The following is a 25,121-nucleotide window of genomic DNA, read 5'->3' as shown; positions in this document are numbered from 1 at the left end:
GCCGCCTACCTCTGTTTCCTACTCGATATCACGCTGGCGATATCATTTTCTCAAGCCTGTCGATCAGGCCGATCAGCGCCACGCGTACCGCATCGCGGCGAACCTCGCCACGTGTCCCCGGCAACTGATGGCACTCGGTCACTTGCGTTTGACCATCACCCCAGGCGAACCAGACCGTACCCACCGGCTTGTCCACGCTGCCGCCGCCGGGGCCGGCAACACCACTGATCGCCACGCCCAGCGTGGCACCGCTGTCGCGACACGCACCCGCTACCATCTCATCGACGGTTTCGGCACTGACCGCTCCGTACTCAGCAAGGGTCGTCTCGCGCACCCCAAGCAGGCGCTGCTTGGCACCATTGGCATAGGTCACGTAGCCGGTCTCGAAATACGCGGAGCTGCCGGCGATGTCGGTAATGGCACTGGCCACGCCGCCACCGGTGCAGGACTCCGCCGCCGTTACGCTGGCATTCGCCTCGAGACAGGCGCGCCCCAGGCGCTCGGCCAATGCCTCGAGCGAAAAGGCTTGCCATGCTGTCAGCGTCACCGCCATGTCGTGTCTCCCGGTTGCCATCTTAAGCGGCATGCCACTGACGCCGCCCACCCGAATGCGTAGAATAGAGGCTTTGGCGAACGTTTGCAGGCTCATCCAGCGCCGCGTCACCTTCATCCCATTTGGCAACATCAGCCACCGGCACGACAAGGAATCGCATGAACCAGGCTTCTGCCCAGCATACCCCGATGATGGTCCAGTACCTGAAGATCAAGCGCGAGCATCCCGAGGTGCTGCTCTTCTATCGCATGGGCGATTTCTACGAGCTGTTCTACGACGACGCCAAGCGCGCCGCCTCACTGCTCGACATCACTCTGACCCAGCGCGGCCAATCGGCGGGCAAGCCGATTCCCATGGCCGGTGTGCCGTATCATAGTGCCGAGGGTTATCTGGCGCGGCTGGTCAAGTCCGGGGAATCGGTGGCCATCTGCGAGCAGATGAGCGACCCCAGCACGGCCAAGGGCCCCGTGGACCGTCAGGTCGTGCGCATCGTCACTCCCGGCACACTGCACGACGAAGCCTTGCTCGACGCGCGCCGCGACAATCTCGTACTGGCCGTGCATCCTCACGGCGAACGCTGGGGCATGGCTTGGCTAGAGCTTTCAAGTGGCCATTTCAGCGTGCTCGAGGTGGACGGTGAAAGCGATCTGATGTCCGAGATCCAGCGCCTCGACCCCGCCGAGCTGCTCGCCGCGGAGAGTCTCTCGTTGCCACCTGCTCTCGCCGAACGTCCCGGCTTTCGCCGCCAGGGCGACTGGCTGTTCGATCTGGAGAGCGCTCAGCGCTTGCTGTGCGATCAATTCGGCGTAGCCGACTTGCGTGGCTTCGGCTGCGCGCACCTCACCACCGCGCTGACCGCCGCCGGCGTGCTCATCGACTACGCCCGCGACACCCAACGCTCGCGCCTTCCCCACGTCACCGGGATCGCCGTGGAGACTCGCGACGAGGCGGTGGTGATCGATGCCGCCAGTCGTCGCAATCTCGAGATCGACATCAACCTCGGCGGTGGCTTCGAGAACACGCTGGCCAGCGTGTTGGACACCACCGCCACGGCCATGGGCTCGCGTCAGTTGAAGCGCTGGCTCAACCGGCCACTGCGCGATACCGCCCAGGTCCAGGCGCGTCAGGCAGCAGTGCAGAGTCTCATCGACGACGACCGTTATACGGCCCTGCGCGAGCCGCTCAAGGCGATCGGTGACATCGAGCGCATCCTCGCTCGAGTGGCTCTCTACAGCGCTCGCCCACGTGACCTGGCACGCCTGCGCGATGCACTCAATACCCTACCTGCGCTGGAGCGTGATCTCGCTGAGCTAGACGACGGCACCGCCATCGACGAACTCAAGCGCCATATCCGGCCGTATCCCGAACTAGCCGAAACGCTGACCCGTGCCCTGATGGACAACCCGCCCGTGGTGATCCGCGACGGCGGGGTAATCGCCACAGGTTTCGACGAGGAACTCGACGAATACCGTGGCTTGGCCGAGCATGCCGGCGACTACCTGGTGGAGCTCGAGACGCGCGAGCGCGAGCGTACTGGCCTGGCCAGCCTCAAGGTCGGCTATAACCGCGTCCACGGTTACTTCATCGAGATTCCGCGCGCTCAGGCCCGCGAGGCCCCGGCCGAGTATATTCGTCGCCAGACGCTGAAAAATGCCGAACGCTTCATCATCCCCGAACTCAAGGAGTTCGAGGACAAGGCGCTCTCGGCCAAGTCCCGTGCGCTGGCGCGCGAAAAGCTGCTATATGATGGATTGCTGGAAACGCTCAACGTCGATCTGCAAGCACTCCAAGGCACGGCGCGCGCCTTGGCGACCCTCGACGTGCTGGCATGTTTCGCCGAACGCGCCCTGGCGCTGGATTTCGTACGCCCCCGCCTGAGCGATCAGCCCGGCCTGCGCATTCGTGGCGGACGCCATCCCGTGGTCGAGCACGTCAGCGATCACCCGTTCGTGCCCAACGATCTGATGCTCGACGAAACGCGGCGCCTGCTGGTCATCACCGGGCCCAACATGGGCGGGAAATCTACCTACATGCGCCAGGCGGCCTTGATCGCGCTGCTCGCGCATACGGGCAGTTGCGTACCCGCCGACGATGCCGAAATCGGCCCCGTGGATCGCATCTTCACGCGTATCGGCTCCAGTGACGATCTGGCCGGCGGCCGCTCGACCTTCATGGTGGAGATGACCGAAACCGCGACCATTCTGCATAACGCCACCGAACACAGCCTGGTACTGATGGACGAGATCGGTCGCGGCACCAGCACCTTCGACGGCCTCTCGCTGGCCTGGGCCAGCGCCGAACACCTGGTCGAGCGACGCGCGTTCACGCTTTTTGCCACGCATTACTTCGAGATGACCGCCCTGACGGAACCCTACGACGGCGTGGCCAACGTGCATCTGACGGCCGCCGAGCATCAGGACGGCATCGTCTTCATGCACCGTGTCGAGGAAGGGCCCGCAAGCCAAAGCTACGGCCTACAGGTCGCGCAGCTCGCGGGGGTGCCGCCACGCGTAGTGGCACGGGCACGCGAGAAGCTCGCCACCCTGGAACAACAGGAAGTCCATCAGGCCAGCACTCGTGGCGGGATGCACGAGGGCGACGCGCCCAAACCACAACAAGCAGACCTTTTCGCCAGTGCACCGCATCCGGTCATCGAGGCGCTGGAAAAGCTCGACCTTGATGACCTTTCCCCACGCCAGGCCATGGCCTTGCTCTATGAGTGGCGTGAACAATGCTGAAGGTGCGTTTGGCTATGAGGCCATTCCAAAACGTTTATGGCCTCCGCTTGCCCACGCGCCAGGGGCGCGACTAAAATGTGGCGCCATTAGAATATGCCATTATAAATCGCCGCCCGTTTATAACCTTACTGTCACTCTGGGGCGCTGCCGCGACCGAGATTCAGGAGATCCTCATGACATTCGTCGTCACCGAAAACTGCATTCGCTGCAAATACACCGACTGCGTCGAAGTCTGTCCCGTGGACTGCTTCTACGAAGGGCCCAACTTCCTGGTGATTCACCCCGACGAGTGTATCGACTGCGCATTGTGCGAGCCCGAGTGTCCGGCCGAAGCGATATATTCGGAGGATGAACTTCCGGAGGGTCAGAAGGAATTCACCGAGCTGAATGCCGAGCTTTCCGAAGTTTGGCCCAACATCAGCGAGAAGAAGGACCCTCTCCCGGAAGCGGAGCAGTGGGATGGCAGCGCCGACAAGCTGCAATACCTCGAACGCTGACGCTGGTTGCCAACGTCCTCGGCGCGCCACGCAACGCCGGCCTTTCAAAGAGGCCGGTTTTTTGGTCGAAAGGCAAAGACAAGACAAAAAAAAGCGGCCCGAAGGCCGCTGCATCCCATTCATCCCTGAGCGGCTCCCTCCGCTCGACTCCCGAGGTGCGCTCCATGCCTGCCATGGGCTCCCTCCACGACAGGCGCACCTTGCTGCATCCCAATCTGCCTCCAGGTAAGCAATGCCTTTGCTCATCCTGTGCAAGAGCATTGTTGCGGAAGCCGTGACGTGCCTCAACCGGGCCCCATTCCCTGACGCTTACCCAAGAGCGCCAGGCAGAACATAAAAAACCCTTAAAAAGCAACGACATAAAATAAACAAGGAATGTTTATCGCACCTATTGCCCTTGTTTATCGCCGATGGACGGCATTTTTTGTAGGAATTATCTTACAAAAAATGACGATAATGCTTACTTCAAAACACCCACGGCGGCCCTGAAGGCCGCCGTGGGTACTACAACTTAGATGTCATAGTAGAAGTACGCTTTGCGTCCGGCGTCAGCCCTGACCCTTGATCGCGGCCAGGCCGGGGTAGGTCGCCTGTCCTCCCAGGGCCTGCTCGATGACCAGCAAGCGATTGTACTTGGCCACACGATCGCTGCGGCACAACGAACCGGTCTTGATCTGGCCGGCGGACGTGCCCACGGCCAGGTCGGCGATGGTGGTATCTTCGGTCTCGCCACTGCGATGCGAAATGACCGCGGTGAAGCCGGCGTCCTGCGCCATCTTGATGGCATCCAGTGTCTCGGACAACGAGCCAATCTGGTTGAACTTGATGAGGATGGAATTGCCGATGTGCTCGTCGATACCGCGCTTGAGGATCCGCGTATTGGTCACGAACAGATCATCGCCGACCAATTGCACCTTGTCGCCCAGCTTCTCGGTCAGGGCCTTCCAGCCCGCCCAGTCGGACTCGTCCATGCCATCTTCGATGGAGACGATCGGATACTGGTCGCAAAGTGCCGCGAGGTAATCGACGAAGCCGGCAGCGTCGTAGGACTTGCCTTCGCCCGACAGGTTGTACTGGCCGTCTTGATAGAACTCCGACGATGCGCAGTCAAGCGCCAGGGTCACGTCCTTGCCCAAGGCGTAGCCGGCCTTTTCCACGGCCTCCTGGATCACTGCCAACGCCTCGGCATTGGAGGCCAAGTTGGGCGCGAAGCCCCCCTCATCGCCCACCGAGGTCGACAAGCCGCGCGCGGCGAGCACCTTCTTCAGAGTATGGAAGATCTCGGCACCCATGCGCAGCGCTTCGCGGAAGTCGGGTGCGCCGACCGGCTGAATCATGAATTCCTGAATGTCGACGTTGTTGTCGGCATGCTCACCGCCATTGAGGATATTCATCATCGGCACCGGCATGCGGAACTGGCTCGGCTGGCCATACAGCTCGGCGATGTGCGCGTAGAGTGGCACGCCCTTCTCGGTGGCAGCAGCCTTGGCAGCCGCAAGCGACACGGCGAGGATGGCGTTGGCGCCGAGACCTTCCTTGTTGTCGGTGCCATCCAGCTCGAGCATGGCGTTATCCAGACCACGTTGATCGAGCGCATCCTTGCCCACCAGGGCCTCGCGAATCTTGCCGTTGACGGCCTCGACCGCCTTGAGCACGCCCTTACCCAGGTAACGCGACTTGTCTCCATCGCGCAGCTCAAGCGCCTCGCGTGAGCCAGTGGAGGCGCCACTCGGCGCACAAGCCGTGCCGCGCACACCACTCGCCAGCACTACATCGGCCTGAACGGTTGGGTTGCCGCGGGAGTCCAATACCTCGAGAGCATGGATATCTTTGATCTCAGCCATTGCGAGTCATCCTCGTGTTAACGATGGGTCGTTTCAACATATCGAGAGGGTAGCGATCATGTTGACCGCTACGGGCGGCTCCGCTCGTCGTGTACTCGACTATTGCATTCGTCGGCGTCTCAGTCGATCTCCAGGGGCGCGAAACCCTTGACCATGTCGTCGATCGACTTGAGCTGGCTCAAGAAGCCCTCGAGCCGATTCAGGGGCAAGGCGCAGGGGCCGTCGCACTTGGCATTGTCGGGGTCGGGGTGCGCTTCGAGGAACAAACCTGCCAGTCCCACTGCGATGCCCGCACGTGCCAGCTCGGCGACCTGGGCACGGCGCCCGTCGGCGCTATCGGCGCGGCCACCGGGTTGCTGCAGCGAATGGGTGACATCGAAGAAGACCGGATAGCCCGTCTTCTTCATTTCCCCGAAGCCCAGCATGTCGACCACCAAGTTGTTGTAGCCGAAGCTGGAGCCGCGCTCGCAGAGTATCAGCCGCGAATTACCGGCTTCCTCGCACTTGCGAATGATATGACGCATCTCATGCGGAGCGATGAACTGCGGTTTCTTGATGTTGATCGCCGCACCGGTCTCGGCCAATGCCACCACCAAATCGGTCTGGCGAGCCAGGAAGGCCGGCAACTGAATCACATCGGCCACCTCGGCCACCGGCTTGGCCTGCCAGGGCTCGTGTACGTCGGTAATCACCGGCACGCTGAAGCGTGACTTGATCTCGTCCAGCCATTCGAGGCCCTTTTCCAGACCCGGGCCACGATACGAGTGGATCGAACTGCGATTGGCCTTGTCGAAACTCGACTTGAATACATAAGGCATTCCCAGGCGACGCGTCACCTCGACATAGGTCTCGGCGACTTCCAGAGCCATCTCGCGGGACTCGAGCACGTTCATGCCGCCGAACAGCGTCAGCGGCAATGAATTGCCGGCCCTCAGGCCGGCAAATTCAATCTGTTTGGATGTCTCGGCCATAATGCTTCCTCAGCTATGCTGTTGTGCACGCGCCCGCGCGACCGCGGCCTTGTATTCCAGCGCGGCGTTGATGAAGCCGGAGAACAGCGGATGCCCATCGCGCGGGGTAGAGGTGAACTCCGGGTGGAACTGGCACGCCACGTACCAAGGGTGATCAGACAGCTCGATCATCTCGACCAAGGAGTGGTCGGCGCTCTTGCCAGAAATCACCAGGCCGGCGTCTTCCAGGGCCTCGACGAACTGGTTGTTGACCTCGAAGCGATGACGGTGGCGTTCGGTGATGTCCTCCAGGCCATAGGCCGCGTGTGCCCGCGTGCCCGACTTGAGGTGGCACACCTGGCCGCCGAGCCGCATGGTGCCGCCCAGGTCGGAAGCCGCATCGCGCAGCTCGATCTTGCCCTCGGGATTGACCCACTCGGTAATCAGCCCCACCACCGGATGCTGCGTGTCGTGGGTAAATTCGGTGGAGTTGGCATCCGCCCAACCCGCGACATGGCGCGCATACTCGATGACCGCTACCTGCATGCCCAAGCAGATGCCCAGGTACGGCACTTTGTTTTCGCGGGCATAACGGGCGGTGGCGATCTTGCCTTCTACGCCACGCTCGCCGAATCCACCGGGCACCAGAATTGCATCCTTGCCGGCGAGGCGTTCGGTACCGTGACGCTCGATATCTTCGGAGTCGATATAGTCGATATTGACCTTGACCCGCCCTTGAATGCCGGCATGGATCAACGCCTCGTTGAGCGATTTGTAGGCGTCGAGCAACTCCATGTACTTGCCGACCATGGCGATATTGACTGACTTGAGCGGGTTCAGCTTGGCATCCAGAACGTGCACCCATTCGCCGAGATCGACTTCGTCGGCCTCGAGGCGCAGCTTGTCGCAGATGATGTCGTCCAGGCCATGCTCATGCAGCATCAGCGGGATGCGATAGATGGTATCGGCATCCTGCAGCGGCACCACCGCGCGCTCCTCGACGTTGGTGAACAACGCGATCTTGCGCCGCTCGCTTTCCTCAAGCTCGACTTCGCTGCGACAGATGAGGATATCCGGCTGGATGCCGATGGAGCGCAGTTCCTTGACGCTGTGCTGGGTCGGCTTGGTCTTGGTCTCGCCAGCGGTCTTGATGTAGGGCACCAGCGTGAGATGCATGAAGAGAGCCTGGCTGGCGCCCTTCTCGCTACGGATCTGACGCGTCGCCTCGAGAAACGGCAGCGATTCGATATCGCCCACCGTGCCGCCGATTTCCACCAGCGCGACATCGAACCCATCACCGCCTTCATAAACCCGGCGCTTGATCTCGTCGGTGATATGCGGAATCACCTGCACGGTCCCGCCCAGATAATCGCCGCGGCGCTCCTTGCGCAGCACGTGCTCGTAGACACGCCCAGTAGTGAAGTTGTTGCTCTGGGTCATCTTGGTACGGATGAAGCGCTCGTAATGCCCCAGGTCTAGGTCGGTTTCGGCGCCATCTTCGGTGACGAACACCTCGCCGTGCTGGAACGGGCTCATCGTGCCGGGATCGACATTGATGTACGGGTCCAGCTTGAGGATGGTGACCTTGAGGCCGCGCGCCTCGAGGATCGCCGCGAGGGAGGCGGAGGCGATGCCCTTCCCGAGTGAGGACACAACACCGCCGGTCACGAAGATATATCGCGTCATGGAAAACCTGTCGAAACGTGGTCTGAAGGCCGTGGAGAGAACCGGGCCTGGATGGGACGCCAGAATAGCAGATTCGCCCAGAACGCTCAATTTGAGCTTCGAGCTGCGGGCAGGACGATGACTCCGCCCTTCTCGTAGCCCGCAGCCTAGTGGGAGGGAACTTGTTCCCGACGGAGCCAACTCCATCGCGAATAAATTCGCTCCCACCCGATACCGGATCAGGCCTCCATGGCCCGCCGCCGAGACTCAGACGCCGAGGTAGTCGAGGATGCCCTCACCCGCCTGACGGCCTTCATAGACGGCGGTGACCACCAGGTCGGAGCCACGCACCATATCGCCACCGGCGAAGACCTTTTCATGACTCGTCTGAAAGGCAAAGCCACCCTGTGCCGGCGCCTTGACGCGCCCGCGCTCGTCGAGGTCGATGCCCACCGTGTCGAACCAATCGGCAGGGTTGGGCTGGAAACCGAAGGCGATGATCACCGCATCGGCGGCGAACACTTCTTCCGACCCCGGAACCACCTCGGGACGCTGACGCCCATTGGCATCCGGTTCACCGAGACGCGTGCGCACCAGCTTGACGCCCTCGACCTTGTCCTCGCCGACGATGGCCACCGGCTGGCGGTTAAACAAAAACTCCACGCCTTCCTCGCGGGCGTTGGCGACTTCCTTGCGCGACCCCGGCATGTTGTCCTCGTCACGGCGGTAGGCGCAGGTCACGCTGGCCGCCCCCTGACGAATCGAGGTCCGGTTGCAGTCCATCGCCGTATCACCGCCCCCCAACACCACCACGCGCTGGCCCTCGAGCGACACATAATCGTCAGGGTCCTTCTCGAAGCCCAGGCAGTGATTGACATTGGCGACCAGAAAATCCAACGCCTTGTGGACCCCGGACAAATCCTCGCCGGGGAAGCCGCCTTCCAGGTACTTGTAGGTGCCCATGCCCATGAACACGGCATCGAATTCGTCGAGCAGCGCCTCATGGGACACATCGCCGCCAATTTCCACACCCAGGCGGAATTCGACGCCCATTTCCTCGAACACCGCGCGACGACGCTTCATGACATTCTTCTCGAGCTTGAACTCGGGAATGCCGAAGGTCAGCAGCCCGCCGATTTCGGGATGTTTGTCGAATACCACCGGCTTGACGCCGTTACGCACCAGGATATCGGCACAGCCCAGTCCCGCCGGGCCGGCACCAATCACCGCGACCCGCTTGTCGGTCCACTCGACCTTGGACATATCCGGCCGCCAGCCCATGGCGAAAGCCGTATCGGTGATGTACTTCTCCACCGAGCCGATGGTCACCGCACCGAAGCCGTCGTTCAGCGTGCAGTCACCCTCGCAGAGGCGGTCCTGCGGGCACACGCGACCACACACCTCGGGTAGCGAGTTGGTGCGATGCGACATCTCCGCCGCCTCGAGGATGTTGCCCTCGCTGACCAGCTTCAACCAGTTGGGGATGTAATTGTGAACCGGGCACTTCCACTCGCAATACGGATTGCCGCAATGCAGACAGCGGTGCGCCTGGCTCGCCGCCTCGCTGGGCTTGTAAGGCTCGTAGATCTCGGCGAACTCGCGCGCTCGGGCGCGCGCATCCTTTTTCTCGGGGTCCTGCCGGCCGACATCGATGAACTGGAAATCGTTATTCAGACGGTTTGCCATGATCGTCTCTCCTATTATGCAGCGAGTAGCGCTAGGCGCTACTCGGGCCGCCGACGGCTCTTATTCCGGCTGTCGCCGCCTCTTATTCCGGCTGACGCCGGGACTGGGCCAGCAGGCCGTTGAGGCTTGCTGCCTTGGGCTTCACCAGCCAGAAATGCCGGATGAAGTCGGAGAAATCTTCGAGGATCGCTTGGCCCCGCACGGAGCCGGTTTCAGCAACATATTCCTCGAGTATTTCCCTCAGGTGGCGCCGGTAGGCTTCCATGACCTCGGTATTGATACGATGAATCTCGACCAACTCGTGGTTGTACTTGTCGACGAAGGTGCGGTCCTCGTCAATCACGTAAGCGAACCCGCCGGTCATGCCCGCCCCGAAGTTGATGCCGGTTTCGCCGAGCACGGCGACCAGGCCACCGGTCATGTATTCGCAGCAGTGATCGCCAGCCCCCTCGATGACCGCGTGCACCCCGGAGTTGCGTACCGCGAAGCGCTCGCCCGCCGTGCCCGCCGCGAACAGCTTGCCGCCGGTCGCACCGTACAGGCAGGTATTGCCGATGATCGCCGTCTTGTGGCTTTCGAAGCGGCTCTCGCGTGGCGGCACGATGACCACCTTGCCACCGTTCATGCCCTTGCCGACATAATCGTTGGCGTCGCCCTCGAGGTAGAGCTGCAACCCGCGCGCGTTCCACACGCCGAAGCTCTGCCCGGCCACGCCGGTAAAACGCACGGTGATCGGCGCGTCTTCGAGCCCCGCTTCGCCGTAGCGCTTGGCGATTTCACCGGATGCCCGAGCGCCCACACTACGGTCACAGTTGGTGATCCGGAAACTGAACTCACCGCCCGATTTAGCGTCGATGGCGGGCAACAAGGTCTCCAGCACCTCCTGGTTCTTGGAGCCGGGGTCGTGCGGCTCATTGCGACCGACCTGGCAGAACTGCGGCGCACCCTCGGGCACGTGATCGTTCTGCAACAGCGGCATCAAGTCGAGCTTGCGCTGCGACGCCGTCTCGCCCTCGAGGATCTCGAGCAGGTCGGTACGCCCGATCAAGTCGGTCAACTGGCGCACACCCAGCAACGCCATCAGCTCGCGCACTTCCTCGGCGATGAAGCGGAAGTAGTGCTTGACCATGTCCACGGTGCCGCGAAAATGCTCGTCGCGCAGATGCTGGTGCTGGGTCGCGACGCCGGTGGCGCAGTTGTTGAGATGGCAGATGCGCAGATACTTGCAGCCCAGCGCCACCATCGGCGCGGTGCCGAAGCCGAAACTCTCGGCGCCGAGGATCGCCGCCTTGACCACGTCGAGTCCGGTCTTGAGGCCGCCATCGGTCTGCAGGCGAATCTTGTCGCGCAGGCTGTTGATGCGCAGCGCCTGATGCACTTCGGGCAGGCCAAGTTCCCACGGGCTGCCGGCATGCTTGATCGAGGTCAGCGGGCTCGCCGCGGTGCCGCCGTCATAGCCAGAGACGGTAATCAAGTCGGCGTAGGCCTTGGCCACGCCAGTGGCGATGGTGCCGATGCCAGGCTCGGCAACCAGCTTCACTGACACCTGGGCGTCCGGATTGACCTGCTTCAAATCGAAGATCAGCTGCGCCAGGTCCTCGATGGAGTAGATATCGTGATGCGGCGGCGGCGAGATCAGCGTTACCCCAGGCACCGCGTAGCGCAGCCGGGCGATCAGTTCGTTGACCTTGCCGCCGGGCAACTGCCCACCCTCGCCGGGCTTGGCGCCCTGGGCGACCTTGATCTGCAACACCTCGGCATTGACCAGATAGGCCGGCGTCACACCGAAACGCCCGGAGGCGATCTGCTTGATCTTCGAGGAGCGAATGGTCCCGTAGCGCGCCGGATCCTCGCCGCCTTCGCCGGAGTTGGAGCGCCCGCCGGTCTCGTTCATGGCCTGCGCCATCGCCTCGTGGGCTTCGGGTGACAGCGCACCCAGCGACATGCCGGCGCTATCGAAGCGCGGCAGCAGGTTCTCGACCGGCTCGACCTCGTCGAGCGGCAACGGCTCGGGGGCCGGCTTGAGCGTGAGCAGGTCACGAATGGTGGCTACCGAACGCTCGTTGACGGTCTGTGCGAACTGCTTCCACTTGGCGTAGTCACCGCTTTGCACCGCGCTCTGTAGCTGCATGACCACGTCGGGGTTGTAGGCGTGGTATTCATGGTCATGCACGTACTTCACCAGACCACCCTGGCGGATGCCCTTGCGCGGGATCCATGCATCGCGGGCCAGCAGTTCCTGCTGCAGTTGCAGCTCGGCGAAGCCGGCGCCTTCGATGCGCGACGCCATACCAACGAAACACATGTCCATGACCTCGGAGGACAGCCCCACCGCTTCGAACAGCTGCGAGCCACGATAGGATGCCAGCGTCGAGATCCCCATCTTGGAAAGGATCTTAAAGAGTCCTTTCTGCAGGCCCTTGCGATAATTTTCGCGGGCCTCCGCCGGATTGCCGGTCAACTCGCCGGTATTATGCATGTCCGCCATGACCTGGTAGGCCAGATACGGATACACCGCCGTGGCCCCCACGCCGAAGAGCACCGCCATCTGATGAGCGTCGCGGGCATAGCCGGTCTCGACCACCAGGTTGACGCGTGGCCGCAGCGCCTTGCGGCCCAGATGATGATGGATCGCCCCCACCGCCAGCACGGCATGAATCGGCAACTTGCCGCGTTCCAGGTCGGCATCCGAGAGCACCAGAATCACCTTGCCCTCGCGAATCGCGTCCTCGGCCCGTTGACACAGGGCGAGCAACGCCTGCTTGAGCGTATCGCGCTCAGGGTCGTAACTCAGGCTCAGCTTATGGCTGGCGAATGCCGAATCCTCCTGAGTCACCAAGGCGGTGAACTTGCGCGGCGAGAGCACCGGCGTGGTCAGGATCAAGCGATGCGCGTGCTCGGGTGTCGCCTCGAAGACATTCAACTCGGCGCCGCAGCAGGTTTCCAGCGACATCACGATCGCTTCGCGCAGCGGGTCGATGGCCGGGTTGGTGACCTGTGCAAACTTCTGCCGGAAGTAATCGGTCAGCAAGCGTCCATGACGCGACAACACCGCCATCGGCGTGTCGTCGCCCATCGAGCCCACCGCCTCCTGGCCGCCTTCGGCCAACGGGCGCAACAACTGATCGCGCTCTTCGAACGTCACCTGGAACATCTTCTGGTAGACGTTGAGTTCGTCGCCGGCCATGGGCTGGAATCGCGCCAGCTCGGTCAACGCGGACTCAAGGTAATGCGCATGCTGCTTCAGCCAGCGACGATAGGGGTACGCCGAGCGCAGACGCTCGTCGACATCCGGCGTGTGCAGGACTTCGCCCGTTTGGGTGTCCACGGCGAGGATTTGCCCAGGCCCCACACGGCCCTTGGCGATGACATCCTCAGGCTTGTAGTCGTAGACACCGATCTCGGAAGATAAGGTGATGTAGCCGTTCTCGGTGATCACCCAGCGTGCCGGGCGCAAACCGTTACGGTCGAGCATGCACACCGCATGGCGGCCATCGGTCATCACCAGACCGGCGGGGCCATCCCACGGCTCCATGTGCATGGAGTTGTATTCGTAGAAGGCGCGCAGATCGCCATCCATGGTTTCGACGTTCTGCCACGCCGGCGGCACCATCATGCGCACGGCGTTGTAAAGATCCATGCCCCCGGTCAGCAACACCTCCAGCATGTTGTCCATGCTGGAGGAGTCGGAACCCGAGGTGTTGACGATCTCATCGAGCTCGGTGATTTCCGGCAACAACGGCGACAGGAAGTTTTCCTTGCGCGCGTTGGCCCAGCCACGGTTGGCTTCGACCGTATTGATCTCGCCATTGTGGGCCATGAACCGAAAGGGCTGCGCCAAGGGCCAGCGCGGTGCGGTATTGGTGGAAAAGCGCTGGTGAAAAACGCAGATCGCCGTGTGTAGACGTTCATCGCCCAGGTCGCGATAAAAGGTCGGCAGGTCCGCGGGCATCATCAGCCCCTTGTAGGACACCACCTCGCTGGATAGCGAACAGATATAGAAGTCGTCTTCGTCCTTGAGCGCTTGCTCGGCATAGCGCCGCGCCATGAACAAGTCGACATTGAACGCCTGGGTGTCGCGCTCGTCATCCGCTTCGACGAAAACCTGGCGGATCCGGGGCAGGCACTCCAGCGCCATGGGACCACAGACCGAAGAATCAGTGGGCACGTCGCGCCAACCACTCACGCGCAACCCTCGCGCGTGCAGTTGTTCATCGAGCACCTCGCGGGCCTGCGCTTCGCGGGCATCGTCATCGGGCAGAAACACACTCCCCACGGCAAAGCGCTCGCCAAGCTCGACCGCCAACTCCTCGCGGGCCACGGCTCGCATGAACTCGGAGGGCATCTTGAACAGCAGACCGCAGCCATCGCCGGTCTTACCGTCGGCGGCGATACCGCCACGGTGGGTCATGCAGGTCAGGGATTCGATCGCGGTCTTGAGCAGGTCATGACTCGCCTGCCCTTCCATGTGGGCGATCAAACCGAAACCGCAGTTATCACGGAACTCGCCAGGCTGGTGAAGGCCTCTCATCATGGGCGTGCCTCACAAAATTTTGAAACTTGTGTCCAGAAATAATCGTGTTATGCTTCCCGGTTATCTTTTATTTTTGGAAGGTCGAAAAGCACGTCATGCGATGACGCATCGGGCGTGAAAAAGGTCAACCAGCATAGCCCCTGGCCCCCTCTCAAGCAATTCCACTACCTGCCGCACTGCCTCAAAGCTACGCAAAATCGCGGGGTTAGCCGCAAAATCTCGATAAAACCCCTGACATGTCAACGCGTTAGAAAGCTCGAGCGCATGAACCTCGAAGCACGCGACTTTAGTCTAAATACCAGCCTCGCCTCATGCCGATTCTGCATGAGGCATGCCGATACAGGCATATTGTCGCGTGAAAACCGCCGCTGCACAAACACAGCCTAGGCCCGACGCAAAACGCCTGCCGAGAAGGCAGGCGTCGCGGGTCAGTCGGCGGATGAAAGAGCGCGTCAGGCGCGGGGGAACTCGGCAAGAAGCGCCTTGAGCATATCCGGCGGGGTATCATCGTAGACGCACGCTTCACCCAGATCGGACAACAACACCAGGCGCAGGCGCCCGTCGATATTCTTCTTGTCCAAGCGCATGGCGGCGAGAAAATCATCGGCACTCATCGCAGCAGGCACCATCACCGGCAGGCCGGCAGCGGCCACCAATGTCTCGACACGCACCATGTCCTCGGCGGCAAGCCAGCCCAGACGCTGCGACAGCGTGGCGGCCATCAGCATCCCCGCGCCCACGGCCTCACCGTGAAGCCAGTTGCCATAGCCCTGGTGCGCTTCGATAGCGTGCCCGAAGGTATGCCCCAGGTTGAGCAGCGCCCGCTGCCCTTGCTCGGTCTCGTCGCGAGCGACGATCTCGGCCTTGATCGCACAGCTTCTCAGAATGGCTTCGGTGAGCGCCTCGACATCGAGCCCGCGCAGCGCCGGCATGCGCGCCTCCAGCCAGGCGAGGAAGTCGACATCCTGTATCAGGCCATATTTGATGACCTCGGCGAGTCCCGCAGAGAGCTCTCGACCCGGCAGAGTGGCCAGCGTATCGGTGTCGATCAATACTGCACGCGGCTGCCAGAAAGCGCCGATCATGTTCTTGCCACGCGGATGATTGACACCGGTCTTGCCACCCACCGAGGAATCCACCTGCGACAGCAAGGTAGTCGGCACCTGCATGAAGGCCACACCGCGCTGATAGCACGCCGCTGCGTAACCTGCCATGTCGCCGATCACGCCCCCGCCAAGCGCCACTAGGGTGCAGCGACGATTGAAGCCCGCCGCCAGCAGTGCATCCCAGATGCGCTCGACACTGGCCAATGTCTTGGTATGTTCGCCATCGGGCAGGATCACCTCGCGCACGTCACGCTCGTCACCGCTCAGCGTGCGCTTGAGGCGCTCGAGATACAGCGGCGCCACCGCCTCGTTGGTGACGATCATCACCTGACGCCCGGCCAGGTACGGCACCAGCATCTCCGGAGCGTCGAGCAACCCCGGTCCGACATGGATGGGATAGCGTCGGGCGTCAAGTTCGACATGCAGACGTTGATACGGCAATGCAGACGAGGCGGTCATGATCAAGCCTTTAGATCGAGTGGGTCGGACAAACGCTTGGTGCGGCGAATGATCTCGTTGACCACCGCCTTGGGGCCGCGCCGGTCGGTGCGTACCGTCAGGTCGGCGGTGGCGCGATAAAGCGGGTCACGCTTGGCGAATAGATCGCGCAGTACCTGCTCGGGGTTGCCTTGACGTAACAATGGGCGGTTACGATCGCGGGCCGTGCGCCGAATCTGTTGTTCGACCGAGGTCGCCAAATACACCACCGTGCCACGCTCGCGCAGCGCCTGGCGGTTATCCTCGCGCATCACCGCGCCGCCGCCAGTGGCGAGGACGATAGCCTCGCGGCCGGCCAATTCCCGCAGCATGAGGGTTTCACGATCACGAAAGCCACGCTCGCCCTCGACATCGAAAATCCAGGCAATATTGGCACCGCAGCGTGCTTCGATTTCGTGATCGCTATCGAAAAACTCGCGCTTCAACTCGGCTGCCAACAGGCGTCCGATGGTGCTTTTCCCCGCGCCCATAGGGCCGACGAGAATGATCGTGGGCAGACCCTGCATCAGCGATTCGCCTGTTCGTCTCCGATGATCTTGGGGGTAATGAAGATTAACAATTCTACCTTTTCGTTGGATTCCTGGGTATAGCGGAACAACGAACCGATGAACGGCAAATCGCCGAGCAACGGCGTCTTGGAAAGATTGCGCAATTGCTCGGACGTCAGTATGCCGCCCAGTACCACCGTTTCGCCATCGTTGACCAGCACCTGGGTTTCGATGGAATTGGTATCGATCGCCGGCGCACCATCATAGCTGCTATCGGCAACGGTATCGTTGTTGATCAGCAAGTCCATCACGATGCTGTCATCGGGGGTGATCTGCGGCGTCACTGCCAGCGACAGCACGGCCTCCTTGAACTCCACGTTGGTCGCCCCGGACGAGGTCGACTCTTGGTAAGGAATTTCCTGACCTTGCTTGATCACCGCCTTCTTCTGGTTCGCGGTAATGATCTTGGGCTGGGAAATGGTCTGACTCTTGCCTTCGCTTTCCAGAGCATTCAACTCCAGGTCGAGCAGCACGTCGCCGGAAAGATAGCCGAAGCTGAAGGCCGAGCCGCTGCCCTCGCTATCGCCCAGATCGACGGATAAACCCGCGGAGCCGCGATTGGCACCGCTGGGGTTGCGATCGACCACGCTCCCCACGCCATCTTCATCGAAGGTAACACCCTGGCTTTGCGAGACGCCCCAATTGACGCCCAACTCCTGCGAGGCGGTGTCACGGGCGATGACGATACGTGCTTCGATCTGCACCTGGCGCACCGGTACATCGAGTTTGTCGAGCATGCCACGGATACCCGCCAGTTGCTCGGGCGTATCACGCACCAGCAAGGTATTGGTCCGCTCATCGACCGTCACGCGGCCACGCTCGGAGAGCAGACCGAAACCTTCGCTGCCACGCAGCATCGTGGCGAGATCGGTGGCCTTGGCGTAACGCACCTGCACGTATTCAGTCTTCAGCGGGGCCAACTGTTGGGACTGGGCGCGATTCTCCAGCGTCTGGCGCTCCATCTGCGCTAGCTCATCGGCGGGCGCGACCACGATCACATCTCCCTCGCGACGGCTGGCGAGGCCATGGCTCTTGAGAATCAGATCGAGCGCCTGATCCCAGGGCACCTGCGTGAGATTGAGCGTCACGCTACCCTGGACGCTATCGCTGGCGACGATATTGACCCCACTAAAGTCGGAAAGCACCGACAGCACTTCGCGCACTTGTATGTTCTGGAAGTTGAGGCTGACCGGCTCACCGTCATACTCCTGCGTGTCACCTTCTGACGCGCGCGCATCATCATCGCGCGGCTGGACCTCCACGATCAGCTGATCGCCGCGCTGCGTAACCAGGTGCTGAAAAGCCTCGCGATTATCGAAGCTCAATGTCACGTCTTCATCGCCACCCTGTGGCACGATACGCGACACTGGCGTATCGAAATCGCTGACATCGAGAATACTGTTCAGCTCTTCGGGCAGCCGGACACCGGGCAACGTTACCGTCAAGGTATTACCTTCGGTGTCCGTGTCAGGCGTCACGCCACCGTGGTCGAGCGTGACCACCAAGCGTCCACCACCGTTATCGCCACGCCGGAAGTCAAGATCGCGAATGCGCGTCAACGCGGTGGAGCGCTCAGTGGCATCCCCTCCCAGACGCACGCGAAGGCGCTGCCCCTGACGCTGGGTCGAATAGGGCAGGGGCTCGTCGAGACCGAATACCAGACGCGTCCGCTCACCCGTCTCGGCCACGCTGACCTCGCGCAACCCGTCACGATCGATACCGAAGCGGCGCTGCTCGAGCTGATTTGTCGTTTCCGGCAGATCGACGACGATCTGCGCCGGCGAATCGCTTCGGTAGCTCTGCGGCTCAGGAGCGGGGCCATCGAACGCCAGCAGCGCATCGATTCCACCATCCCCGCGCTGGGCGAACTCGAGCGATGTCAACGTCGCCGCCTGTCCCTGGGCACAGACGACCAGCCCCACGAGGCAGAGCCCACTCATCAGCCATTCGCGCAGCGTTCGCATCATGTGGTTCTCCTGCCTGTACGTACCGCCATCATTCGGCGGCTTGCGATGAATCATTGAATTCCAGAGTACGCCGCCGCTGACGCCAGGCGCCGCCATCACGCACCCGCTCGACCAGCTCGACGCCCGCGTCCTGAATCGCCGTGACACGTCCGAAATCGGTCCCCAGATAATGGCCTTCGAAAAGACGGTAGACGTTGCCATCAGGCGCGCGGATCAAGGCCGACGGCTGCCCGCCCACCGTCAAGGTTCCCACCAGTTCGAGCTGTTCCAGCGGAAAGCGCTCCAGGGGCTCACGCGGACGCTGACGGTCGGGGCCGTCATCCTGCGACGATGTCGCGGCGCCGTCCTGCGCTCGGCGTTCGGCACGGAACGGGCTACGCTGCTGGGCCTGTGAATAATGCGCCGTGCGATACACCGGCGCAGGGGGAAGCGACTCGATGTTGCCCTCCGGCTGCTGGCGCAGGGCCTCCAGGTGTGCGTCCAGAGCGGTCATCTCGGCATCGCGACAACCGCCCAGCAGCACCATCCCGGCCAGCCCCGCAAGCAGGACACACCACCGCCGAGAAATCGTCAGCCATTCAGTCATCGTCACGCCCCTCGGCCTTGGGGTCGGCGCCTTCGCGATAGCTGTAGGTACGTGCCAGTATCGACAAACGCAATGTATCGCCATCGCCCACCGGCGACAGCGAGAAGTCATGCAGGGTCACGATACGCGGCAGCGCCGCCACGCTGGCCAGAAAGGCGGCAATGTCGTGATAATCGCCTCGTACCTGGATATCGAAGGGCTGCTCGATGTAGAAGTCTTGCGGCACTGGCGAGCGCAGCCGGATCGATTCGATGGCGAGTTGATGGTCCTGCGCCGCATCACTGATGTCATCCAGCAGCGCCGGAACCTCTGTGTCGGCGGGCAGCATTTTCAGCAATGCCTGCATGCGTGTGTCGAGCTCCGCCATCTGCATGCGCATCTGCTCGAGATTAGCCGCCTGGTAAGCGCGCGTTTCGTACTCCTGGAGCAGTTCGCCCTCGCGCCCTTGCAGGCTGTCCAGGGTTTCCTGACGCGGTGCGGCGACGTACCACTGGGCCACCCAGAAGACGGCCAGAAACAGCGCCACCAAACACAGCGCCTGCAGCAACGCCGGCCAGGTACCGGCTTCCTTGAGATCCAGGTCGCGCCACTCGACCTCGCGCAACTGCCGCCACTGTGAGCGCAGACTCATGGCGCCTCCTCGGCATCACGGCGAGGCGCACGCGCCTCGACACTGAGATTGAAACGCTTCAGCGTCGCATCACCGTCGTCCGACTGCACATCGGAAAGCGCCGGCGTGCCGAACACAGGCGAAGCATCGAGCTGCCGCAACAACTCGGACACATGCCGATTGGAGCGCGCCAGGCCACTGAGCTCGAGTCGATCACCTTCCCGCACCAAGCGATCGTAATGCACGCCATCGACCAGCGTGGCCACCAACTGATCGAAGATACGCACCGTCTGTGGCCGGCTGAATTGCAGCTCACGAATCAGGCCGATCTGTTCGAGCATTCGCCCCCGCAATTCGCGATAGTCCTTGACCGTGTCGATGTCCTTTTCAAGCGCCTCCATACGGCGCTCGATCAGGGCCAGACGACCACGTTCGGCATCGATCCCCGCTTGATACCAACGCGACACCCCCAAGGCACACAGCAGCGCCAGCACGACCACGCCCACCAGCGCCATATAAAAGCGCCGCGTGCGCCGCTGCCGATGCGCTTCACGCCACGGCAACAGGTTGATTTCGATACTCATCGCCGCCCCCTCATCGCCAGACCGCACGCGGTGAGCATCGCCGGCGCATCGCTGGCAAGCGCCTGGACGTCGACGCGCGACGCCACCCGCATGCGCGCGAACGGATTGGCCATCACCACATCCAGCCCGCTTTGCGCGGCGAGTCGTTCACGCAGCCCCGGGATGACACTCGAGCCACCCGCCAGTATCAGGCGCTGAATCTCACGGGGCTTTCCCGAGGTATGATAAAGCTGAAGCGAGCGGCCGATTTGCTGGATCAGCATGTCGATGAATGGCATCACCACCTCATGCTCGTAATCCTCGGGCAAGCCGCCGCGCTTCTTGGCCAACCCCGCCTCTTCGAGGCTCAGGCCATAGCGCTTGCGGATTTCCTCGGTCAAGTGGCGACCGCCCAGCACATTGTCGCGGGTATAGGCGATGCGCCCATCGATGAGCACATGGAAGGCGTTCATGTTGGCGCCGATATCGACCAGCGCGGCACACTCTCCCGATTGCTCGGACGGCGCCTCGTCACGTAAAAGCTCGCTGGCTGCACGTTCCATGGCGAAAGATTCCACGTCGACCGCGGCGGGCTCGAGACCTGCACGACGAAGAACATCGGCGAGATGATCGACGTCCTGCAGGCGACACGCCACCAGCAAGATATCCTGCTGGTCGGGATAGCGAGCGTTGAGCCCCAGGCGCTGGAAATCGAAGGCCACCTCATTGAGCGGAAACGGGATATGGCGCTCGGACTCGAGCTGAATGCGGGCCTCGATCTCATCGTCGCTGAGCGTCACCGGGTAGGTCAGCGTCTTGGTGATCGTGGCGCTGGCAGGGACCGCCGCCACCGCACGCCGTGAATGCGGACGCGCATGCTCGACCGCGCGCACCAACGTCGCGGCCACCTCGTCGAGATCGCGGATGCGCCGCTCCACTACCGCGCCTTCACGCAATGGGCGCACGGCGTAGCTGGCGATACGTTGACCCGCCCCCGTATGATCGAGCTCAATCAATTTGACGGTGGCCGAGGTAATATCCACCCCGACCAGGCCTTGCTGGGACTTTTTAAACCGCCACACTGTCATACCCCTGCGTATTCTTCGGCGTGGCGTGGCGCTCGGCATAGTCACTCGTCGAACCAACCCGCTGCCCTTGTGCCGGGGCAAGCCGCTTTATTATCAGCATGCCACACTATCGTATGAGGCACGCCACATTGCGTAAGGTTACATTATGCATACTGCCGTGACAGTCGATTTGCATCAACGCTAGCCCCTATGCGGCTGCGTTCTTATAATGCCGATGGCAACGGATTGCACCATTCATTGCGGCCAGACCGCCACCCGAGACGACGGAAACGCCTTTTCATGAAGTTTTTCAAACGCTTGTTAACGTCCATCCTATGGCTAATTGTGTCTTTGGGGCTGGGCTGCGTACTGGCCATCATCGGCGCCGGTATCTATTTCGCACCGGGCTTGCCCGACGTACGCCAACTGCAGGACTTCGAACTGCAGACACCGCTACGCGTTTACACGCGTGACGACAAGCTAATCGGCGAGTTCGGTGAGCAACGCCGCATGCCGGTGAGCTACGACGACATTCCCCAATCCTACGTCGACGCCCTGCTGGCCGCCGAGGATGCCAGCTTCTTCGAGCATCCCGGCATCGATCCCAAGGGGCTCGCACGCGCGGCGATGGAGCTTGCCACCAGCGGCAACATCCAGTCGGGGGGCAGCACCATCACCATGCAGGTAGCGCGCAACTATCTTTTGACGCTGGACCGCACGTTCACCCGCAAGATTCGCGAGATCCTGCTGTCGCTGCAAATGGAGCAGGTACTCGACAAGCAGGAAATCCTCGAGCTCTACGTCAACAAGATCTATCTCGGGAATGCCGCCTACGGCATCGGGGCGGCCGCCGAAGGCTACTACGACAAACCGCTTGCGGAGCTCGACTTACCGCAACTGGCCATGCTCGCCGGTCTGCCCAAGGCCCCCTCGGCGCTCAACCCCCTGAACAACCCCGAGCGCTCGTTGATTCGCCGCAACTGGGTATTGCTGCGCATGCGCGAGCTCGGTTTCATCGACCCGATTCAGTACCAGGCCGCCGTCAAGGCCCCGATCACCGCGCATCGGCCGCGTTCACAGTACGAAGTCAACGCGCCGTATATCGCCGAAATGGCGCGCCAATATGCCGTGGAACGCTTCGGCGACGACGCCTATACCGACAATTACCAGATCAAGACGACCATCGACAGCCGCCTGCAGGCCTCCGCACGCAACGCGTTGGTCAACGGGCTGATCGATTACGACACTCGCCATGGCTGGCGCGGGGCCGAGGAGACCGAGATTCCTTCCAGCCTGGTGGAAGCTCAGGAACACACGGATTCCCAAGGGCTCGAGGAAGAGCTGTCTGAATCCCCCGAGGTCATGGAGACCGCACGCCAGGCCGCTAAAAGCAGCGAGGAGTCGGTCGAAGGAATTGACGGGGATGTCAGCAACTGGGTCAAAGTGCTGGACCGCACCCCCCGGCACGGCCCCCTCGAGCCGGGCATCGTGGTGGACACCGATGGCCGCCAGATGCGCGTCTTGACGCGTGACGATGGCGTAGTAACGCTCGGTTGGGACGGGCTTGACTGGGCGCGTACGTACCACAGTGCCGAATGGCGCGGTGAGACGCCGGCCAACGCCGAGGCCATCGCCCAGCGTGGTGACCTGATTCGCGTCATGCGCACCGAAGAAGGCGACTGGCGCCTCTCCCAAGTGCCGGGCGCCCAGGCCGCGATCGTCATCATGGACCCGCAGACCGGTGCCATTCGTGGCCTTCAGGGTGGTTTCAGCTTCTCGTCGAGCAAGTTCAACCGTGCCATCCAGGCGCAACGCCAAGCGGGCTCGATCTTCAAACCCTTCATCTATCTCGCCGCGCTGCACAACGGAATGAACGCCGCCACGATCATCAACGATGCCCCCGTGGTCATGTCCGATGTCGGCGGCGACTGGCGCCCCGAAAACGCCGAGGGTGAGTTCCGCGGCCCCACGCGGTTGCGCGTCGGCCTCTACCAGTCACGCAACCTGGTCACGATTCGCGTGCTGCAGTCGCTAGGCCTGGATAACACGCTGGAATTCCTGACGAACTTCGGCTTCGCCAAGGGCCGGCTACCGCATGGCCTATCGCTCGCCCTGGGCAGCGCGTCGCTGACACCGCTGGAAATGGCCAATGCCTATGCCGTCTTGGCCAATGGCGGCTTCAAGGTCGCGCCGTGGTATATCCAGTCGGTCACCCATGGCAGCCAGAACGAACTGATCGAGGAAGCCAACCCCGTGGTGGCGTGCCGGGAGTGCGATCCCGACCAGAAGACCGTAGCACTCGACGGCAAGACCCGCCGTATCGCCGAGCGGGTAGCCAGCCCCGAGGAGATGTACATCATCCGCGACATGATGCGTGATGTCATAGAGAAGGGCACGGGACGCGGCGCACTGGATCTCAACCGCCCTGACATCGTCGGCAAGACCGGCACCACCAACGATCAACGCGACGCCTGGTTCTCGGGCTTCAACGATGATTTGGTGGCCACCGTCTGGGTCGGCAAGGACGACAATTCCACGACCGGTGAATACGGCTCGCAAGCCGCCTTGCCGATCTGGAAGTCGTTCATGGGAGAGGCGCTTCGAGGCCAACCCGAAAGCATGCCCTCGCGCCCCGACGATATCGTCAAGGTTCGCATCGACCCCGAGACCGGGCTGCGCCTGCATAACGATCAATCGGGCGGCATGCAGGAAATCTTCCGCAAGGATAATTTACCCGACTACAAACCGCGCTCGATCCAGCCCGAACTCGAGGATAGCAGCGGCTCCCAAGGGACCGGCACTTACGATGCCATTTTCTAGTCGACTACCCATGGGTGGCCCCGACGGCCACCCCATGAGCGCGCCAGCTCCCACACCACTGACCGAGAACCGTTTTTGAAAGGGAGTCCACCATGCTCGTGTCGCGAGACTCGCGATGGTTATTGCTCGTCATGCTGCTCGGTGGCGCACTCCCGGTGCACGCCGACTTGTTCTACGCACCGCCTGCACCGCAGGACGATGCCCCCAAGATGAGCGGCGAGGCCGAACTCGGCTATACGCATCTCTCCGGGAACAGCAACAGTCGAACGCTGCTCGCCAAGGGACGTCTCACCTGGCTGACGGGGCGCCATACACGCACGCTGCGCGGCGAGACGCGCAGCGTTCAGGAAAACGATGAAACCAGTACCGAACAGTACCTGCTGGGCGGTCGCGAGCGTTATGAGCTGGAAGGCCCCCACTATCTGTTCGGTTTCGGGCGCTGGGAAAAGGACCGTTTCAGCGGTTACGACTACCAGCTCACTACCATCGGCGGCTATGGCCGCCAGTGGCTCGATGGTCCGACGCATACGCTGTCGACGGAATTTGGCCCCGGCTATCGTCACGATGCCTACCAGGACGGCAAGGAAGACGACCTCGGCTTGGCCTATGCTGCACTCGACTATCGCTGGAACATCTCGGAAGGCGCCTACTTCGAGCAGGCAGTTTCCGTCGAAGCGGCCGCGCCCAACACCACGACGCGCTCGATTTCGTCGCTGACCTCCCAGCTCAATTCGCACCTGGCGCTCAAGATGTCCTTTGAGGTCAAGAACAACACGAGTCCGCCCGACGGCGCCGAAGCCAACACCGACCGCACCACCTCGATGTCACTGCTCTACAGCTGGTGATGGCGACACGCCCCTGCCCCACAATCAAAAAGGGCCGCTCCCGG

The 25,121-nt window shown here is 62.1% G+C and carries 17 protein-coding genes; 4 read left to right on the top strand and 13 right to left on the bottom strand.

Annotated elements, in window-relative coordinates:
- Positions 1–28: 28 nt before the first annotated feature.
- Complete coding sequence (locus SR908_RS10630) at positions 29–553, bottom strand: CinA family protein (protein ID WP_246922414.1); 525 nt, start codon at positions 551–553, stop codon at positions 29–31.
- A 158-nt stretch (positions 554–711) separates the two neighbouring features.
- Here SR908_RS10630 and mutS point away from each other — a divergent pair, with 158 nt between their 5' ends.
- Together mutS and fdxA are read left to right on the top strand one after the other, a co-directional pair.
- Complete coding sequence (gene mutS, locus SR908_RS10625) at positions 712–3,291, top strand: DNA mismatch repair protein MutS (protein ID WP_246922416.1); 2,580 nt, start codon at positions 712–714, stop codon at positions 3,289–3,291.
- A gap of 173 nt (positions 3,292–3,464) precedes the next feature.
- Complete coding sequence (fdxA, locus tag SR908_RS10620) at positions 3,465–3,788, top strand: ferredoxin FdxA (RefSeq protein WP_178998531.1); 324 nt, start codon at positions 3,465–3,467, stop codon at positions 3,786–3,788.
- 548 nt (positions 3,789–4,336) lie between these two features.
- Here the strand turns inward: fdxA and eno are convergent.
- The 12 genes from eno to pilM all read right to left on the bottom strand — a co-directional run bounded on the left by eno (position 4,337) and on the right by pilM (position 21,433).
- On the bottom strand, positions 4,337–5,632 hold the full coding sequence (eno, locus tag SR908_RS10615) for a phosphopyruvate hydratase (protein WP_246922418.1): 1,296 nt from the start codon (positions 5,630–5,632) through the stop codon (positions 4,337–4,339).
- Positions 5,633–5,751: 119 nt separating this feature from the next.
- Positions 5,752–6,603, bottom strand: coding sequence for a 3-deoxy-8-phosphooctulonate synthase (gene kdsA, locus SR908_RS10610; RefSeq protein ID WP_246922421.1), 852 nt, complete (start codon positions 6,601–6,603; stop codon positions 5,752–5,754).
- Positions 6,604–6,612: 9 nt separating this feature from the next.
- Positions 6,613–8,268, bottom strand: coding sequence for a CTP synthase (locus SR908_RS10605; protein ID WP_246922424.1), 1,656 nt, complete (start codon positions 8,266–8,268; stop codon positions 6,613–6,615).
- A 246-nt stretch (positions 8,269–8,514) separates the two neighbouring features.
- On the bottom strand, positions 8,515–9,933 hold the full coding sequence (locus SR908_RS10600; RefSeq protein ID WP_246922427.1) for an FAD-dependent oxidoreductase: 1,419 nt from the start codon (positions 9,931–9,933) through the stop codon (positions 8,515–8,517).
- Positions 9,934–10,015: 82 nt separating this feature from the next.
- Positions 10,016–14,467 carry a glutamate synthase large subunit gene (gene gltB, locus SR908_RS10595; RefSeq protein WP_246922429.1) on the bottom strand — a complete coding sequence of 1,484 codons (4,452 nt, stop codon included), beginning with the start codon at positions 14,465–14,467 and terminating at the stop codon, positions 10,016–10,018.
- Between the two features lie 452 nt (positions 14,468–14,919).
- Complete coding sequence (gene aroB / locus SR908_RS10590; RefSeq protein WP_246922432.1) at positions 14,920–16,032, bottom strand: 3-dehydroquinate synthase; 1,113 nt, start codon at positions 16,030–16,032, stop codon at positions 14,920–14,922.
- 2 nt (positions 16,033–16,034) lie between these two features.
- The gene (gene aroK / locus SR908_RS10585; protein ID WP_040239614.1) at positions 16,035–16,577 is read right to left on the bottom strand and encodes a shikimate kinase AroK; all 543 of its coding nucleotides are present in this window, start codon (positions 16,575–16,577) and stop codon (positions 16,035–16,037) included.
- A complete protein-coding gene (pilQ, locus tag SR908_RS10580; RefSeq protein WP_246922435.1) occupies positions 16,577–18,586 on the bottom strand; it encodes a type IV pilus secretin PilQ in 2,010 nt (669 codons plus the stop codon). Before pilQ ends, aroK begins: the two co-directional genes overlap by 1 nt.
- Before the next feature lie 28 nt (positions 18,587–18,614).
- A complete protein-coding gene (locus SR908_RS10575; protein ID WP_097023491.1) occupies positions 18,615–19,172 on the bottom strand; it encodes a pilus assembly protein PilP in 558 nt (185 codons plus the stop codon).
- Positions 19,165–19,803: a type IV pilus inner membrane component PilO gene (locus SR908_RS10570; RefSeq protein ID WP_246922439.1), complete on the bottom strand. Its 639-nt coding sequence runs from the start codon at positions 19,801–19,803 to the stop codon at positions 19,165–19,167. Before SR908_RS10570 ends, SR908_RS10575 begins: the two co-directional genes overlap by 8 nt.
- Positions 19,800–20,366 carry a PilN domain-containing protein gene (locus SR908_RS10565; protein WP_097023489.1) on the bottom strand — a complete coding sequence of 189 codons (567 nt, stop codon included), beginning with the start codon at positions 20,364–20,366 and terminating at the stop codon, positions 19,800–19,802. The genes SR908_RS10570 and SR908_RS10565 overlap by 4 nt, the downstream gene beginning before the upstream one ends.
- The gene (pilM, locus tag SR908_RS10560) at positions 20,363–21,433 is read right to left on the bottom strand and encodes a type IV pilus assembly protein PilM (protein ID WP_097023488.1); all 1,071 of its coding nucleotides are present in this window, start codon (positions 21,431–21,433) and stop codon (positions 20,363–20,365) included. Before pilM ends, SR908_RS10565 begins: the two co-directional genes overlap by 4 nt.
- 279 nt (positions 21,434–21,712) lie before the next feature.
- Here pilM and SR908_RS10555 point away from each other — a divergent pair, with 279 nt between their 5' ends.
- Together SR908_RS10555 and SR908_RS10550 are read left to right on the top strand one after the other, a co-directional pair.
- On the top strand, positions 21,713–24,232 hold the full coding sequence (locus SR908_RS10555) for a penicillin-binding protein 1A (RefSeq protein ID WP_246922442.1): 2,520 nt from the start codon (positions 21,713–21,715) through the stop codon (positions 24,230–24,232).
- A 92-nt stretch (positions 24,233–24,324) separates the two neighbouring features.
- The gene (locus SR908_RS10550) at positions 24,325–25,077 is read left to right on the top strand and encodes a DUF481 domain-containing protein (RefSeq protein ID WP_040239605.1); all 753 of its coding nucleotides are present in this window, start codon (positions 24,325–24,327) and stop codon (positions 25,075–25,077) included.
- Positions 25,078–25,121: the final 44 nt, after the last annotated feature.

The sequence above is a fragment of the Chromohalobacter canadensis genome (assembly GCF_034479555.1).
GTDB classification, from domain to species: Bacteria; Pseudomonadota; Gammaproteobacteria; order Pseudomonadales; family Halomonadaceae; genus Chromohalobacter; species Chromohalobacter canadensis.
The sequence above is the reverse complement of the archived record's forward strand: the minus strand, read 5'-3'. Positions and strand labels throughout refer to the sequence as shown.

What these genes read in the sequence shown, in the direction of transcription:
- gltB (WP_246922429.1), bottom strand. Translation starts at nt 14,467, where the DNA reads ATGATGAGAGGCCTTCACCAGCCTGGCGAGTTCCGTGATAACTGCGGT.
- SR908_RS10575 (WP_097023491.1), bottom strand. Translation starts at nt 19,172, where the DNA reads ATGACTGAATGGCTGACGATTTCTCGGCGGTGGTGTGTCCTGCTTGCG.
- SR908_RS10550 (WP_040239605.1), top strand. Translation starts at nt 24,325, where the DNA reads ATGCTCGTGTCGCGAGACTCGCGATGGTTATTGCTCGTCATGCTGCTC.
- kdsA (WP_246922421.1), bottom strand. Translation starts at nt 6,603, where the DNA reads ATGGCCGAGACATCCAAACAGATTGAATTTGCCGGCCTGAGGGCCGGC.
- SR908_RS10605 (WP_246922424.1), bottom strand. Translation starts at nt 8,268, where the DNA reads ATGACGCGATATATCTTCGTGACCGGCGGTGTTGTGTCCTCACTCGGG.
- eno (WP_246922418.1), bottom strand. Translation starts at nt 5,632, where the DNA reads ATGGCTGAGATCAAAGATATCCATGCTCTCGAGGTATTGGACTCCCGC.
- mutS (WP_246922416.1), top strand. Translation starts at nt 712, where the DNA reads ATGAACCAGGCTTCTGCCCAGCATACCCCGATGATGGTCCAGTACCTG.
- SR908_RS10630 (WP_246922414.1), bottom strand. Translation starts at nt 553, where the DNA reads ATGGCGGTGACGCTGACAGCATGGCAAGCCTTTTCGCTCGAGGCATTG.
- aroK (WP_040239614.1), bottom strand. Translation starts at nt 16,577, where the DNA reads ATGCAGGGTCTGCCCACGATCATTCTCGTCGGCCCTATGGGCGCGGGG.
- SR908_RS10565 (WP_097023489.1), bottom strand. Translation starts at nt 20,366, where the DNA reads ATGAGTATCGAAATCAACCTGTTGCCGTGGCGTGAAGCGCATCGGCAG.
- aroB (WP_246922432.1), bottom strand. Translation starts at nt 16,032, where the DNA reads ATGACCGCCTCGTCTGCATTGCCGTATCAACGTCTGCATGTCGAACTT.
- SR908_RS10570 (WP_246922439.1), bottom strand. Translation starts at nt 19,803, where the DNA reads ATGAGTCTGCGCTCACAGTGGCGGCAGTTGCGCGAGGTCGAGTGGCGC.
- SR908_RS10600 (WP_246922427.1), bottom strand. Translation starts at nt 9,933, where the DNA reads ATGGCAAACCGTCTGAATAACGATTTCCAGTTCATCGATGTCGGCCGG.
- pilM (WP_097023488.1), bottom strand. Translation starts at nt 21,433, where the DNA reads ATGACAGTGTGGCGGTTTAAAAAGTCCCAGCAAGGCCTGGTCGGGGTG.
- pilQ (WP_246922435.1), bottom strand. Translation starts at nt 18,586, where the DNA reads ATGATGCGAACGCTGCGCGAATGGCTGATGAGTGGGCTCTGCCTCGTG.
- fdxA (WP_178998531.1), top strand. Translation starts at nt 3,465, where the DNA reads ATGACATTCGTCGTCACCGAAAACTGCATTCGCTGCAAATACACCGAC.
- SR908_RS10555 (WP_246922442.1), top strand. Translation starts at nt 21,713, where the DNA reads ATGAAGTTTTTCAAACGCTTGTTAACGTCCATCCTATGGCTAATTGTG.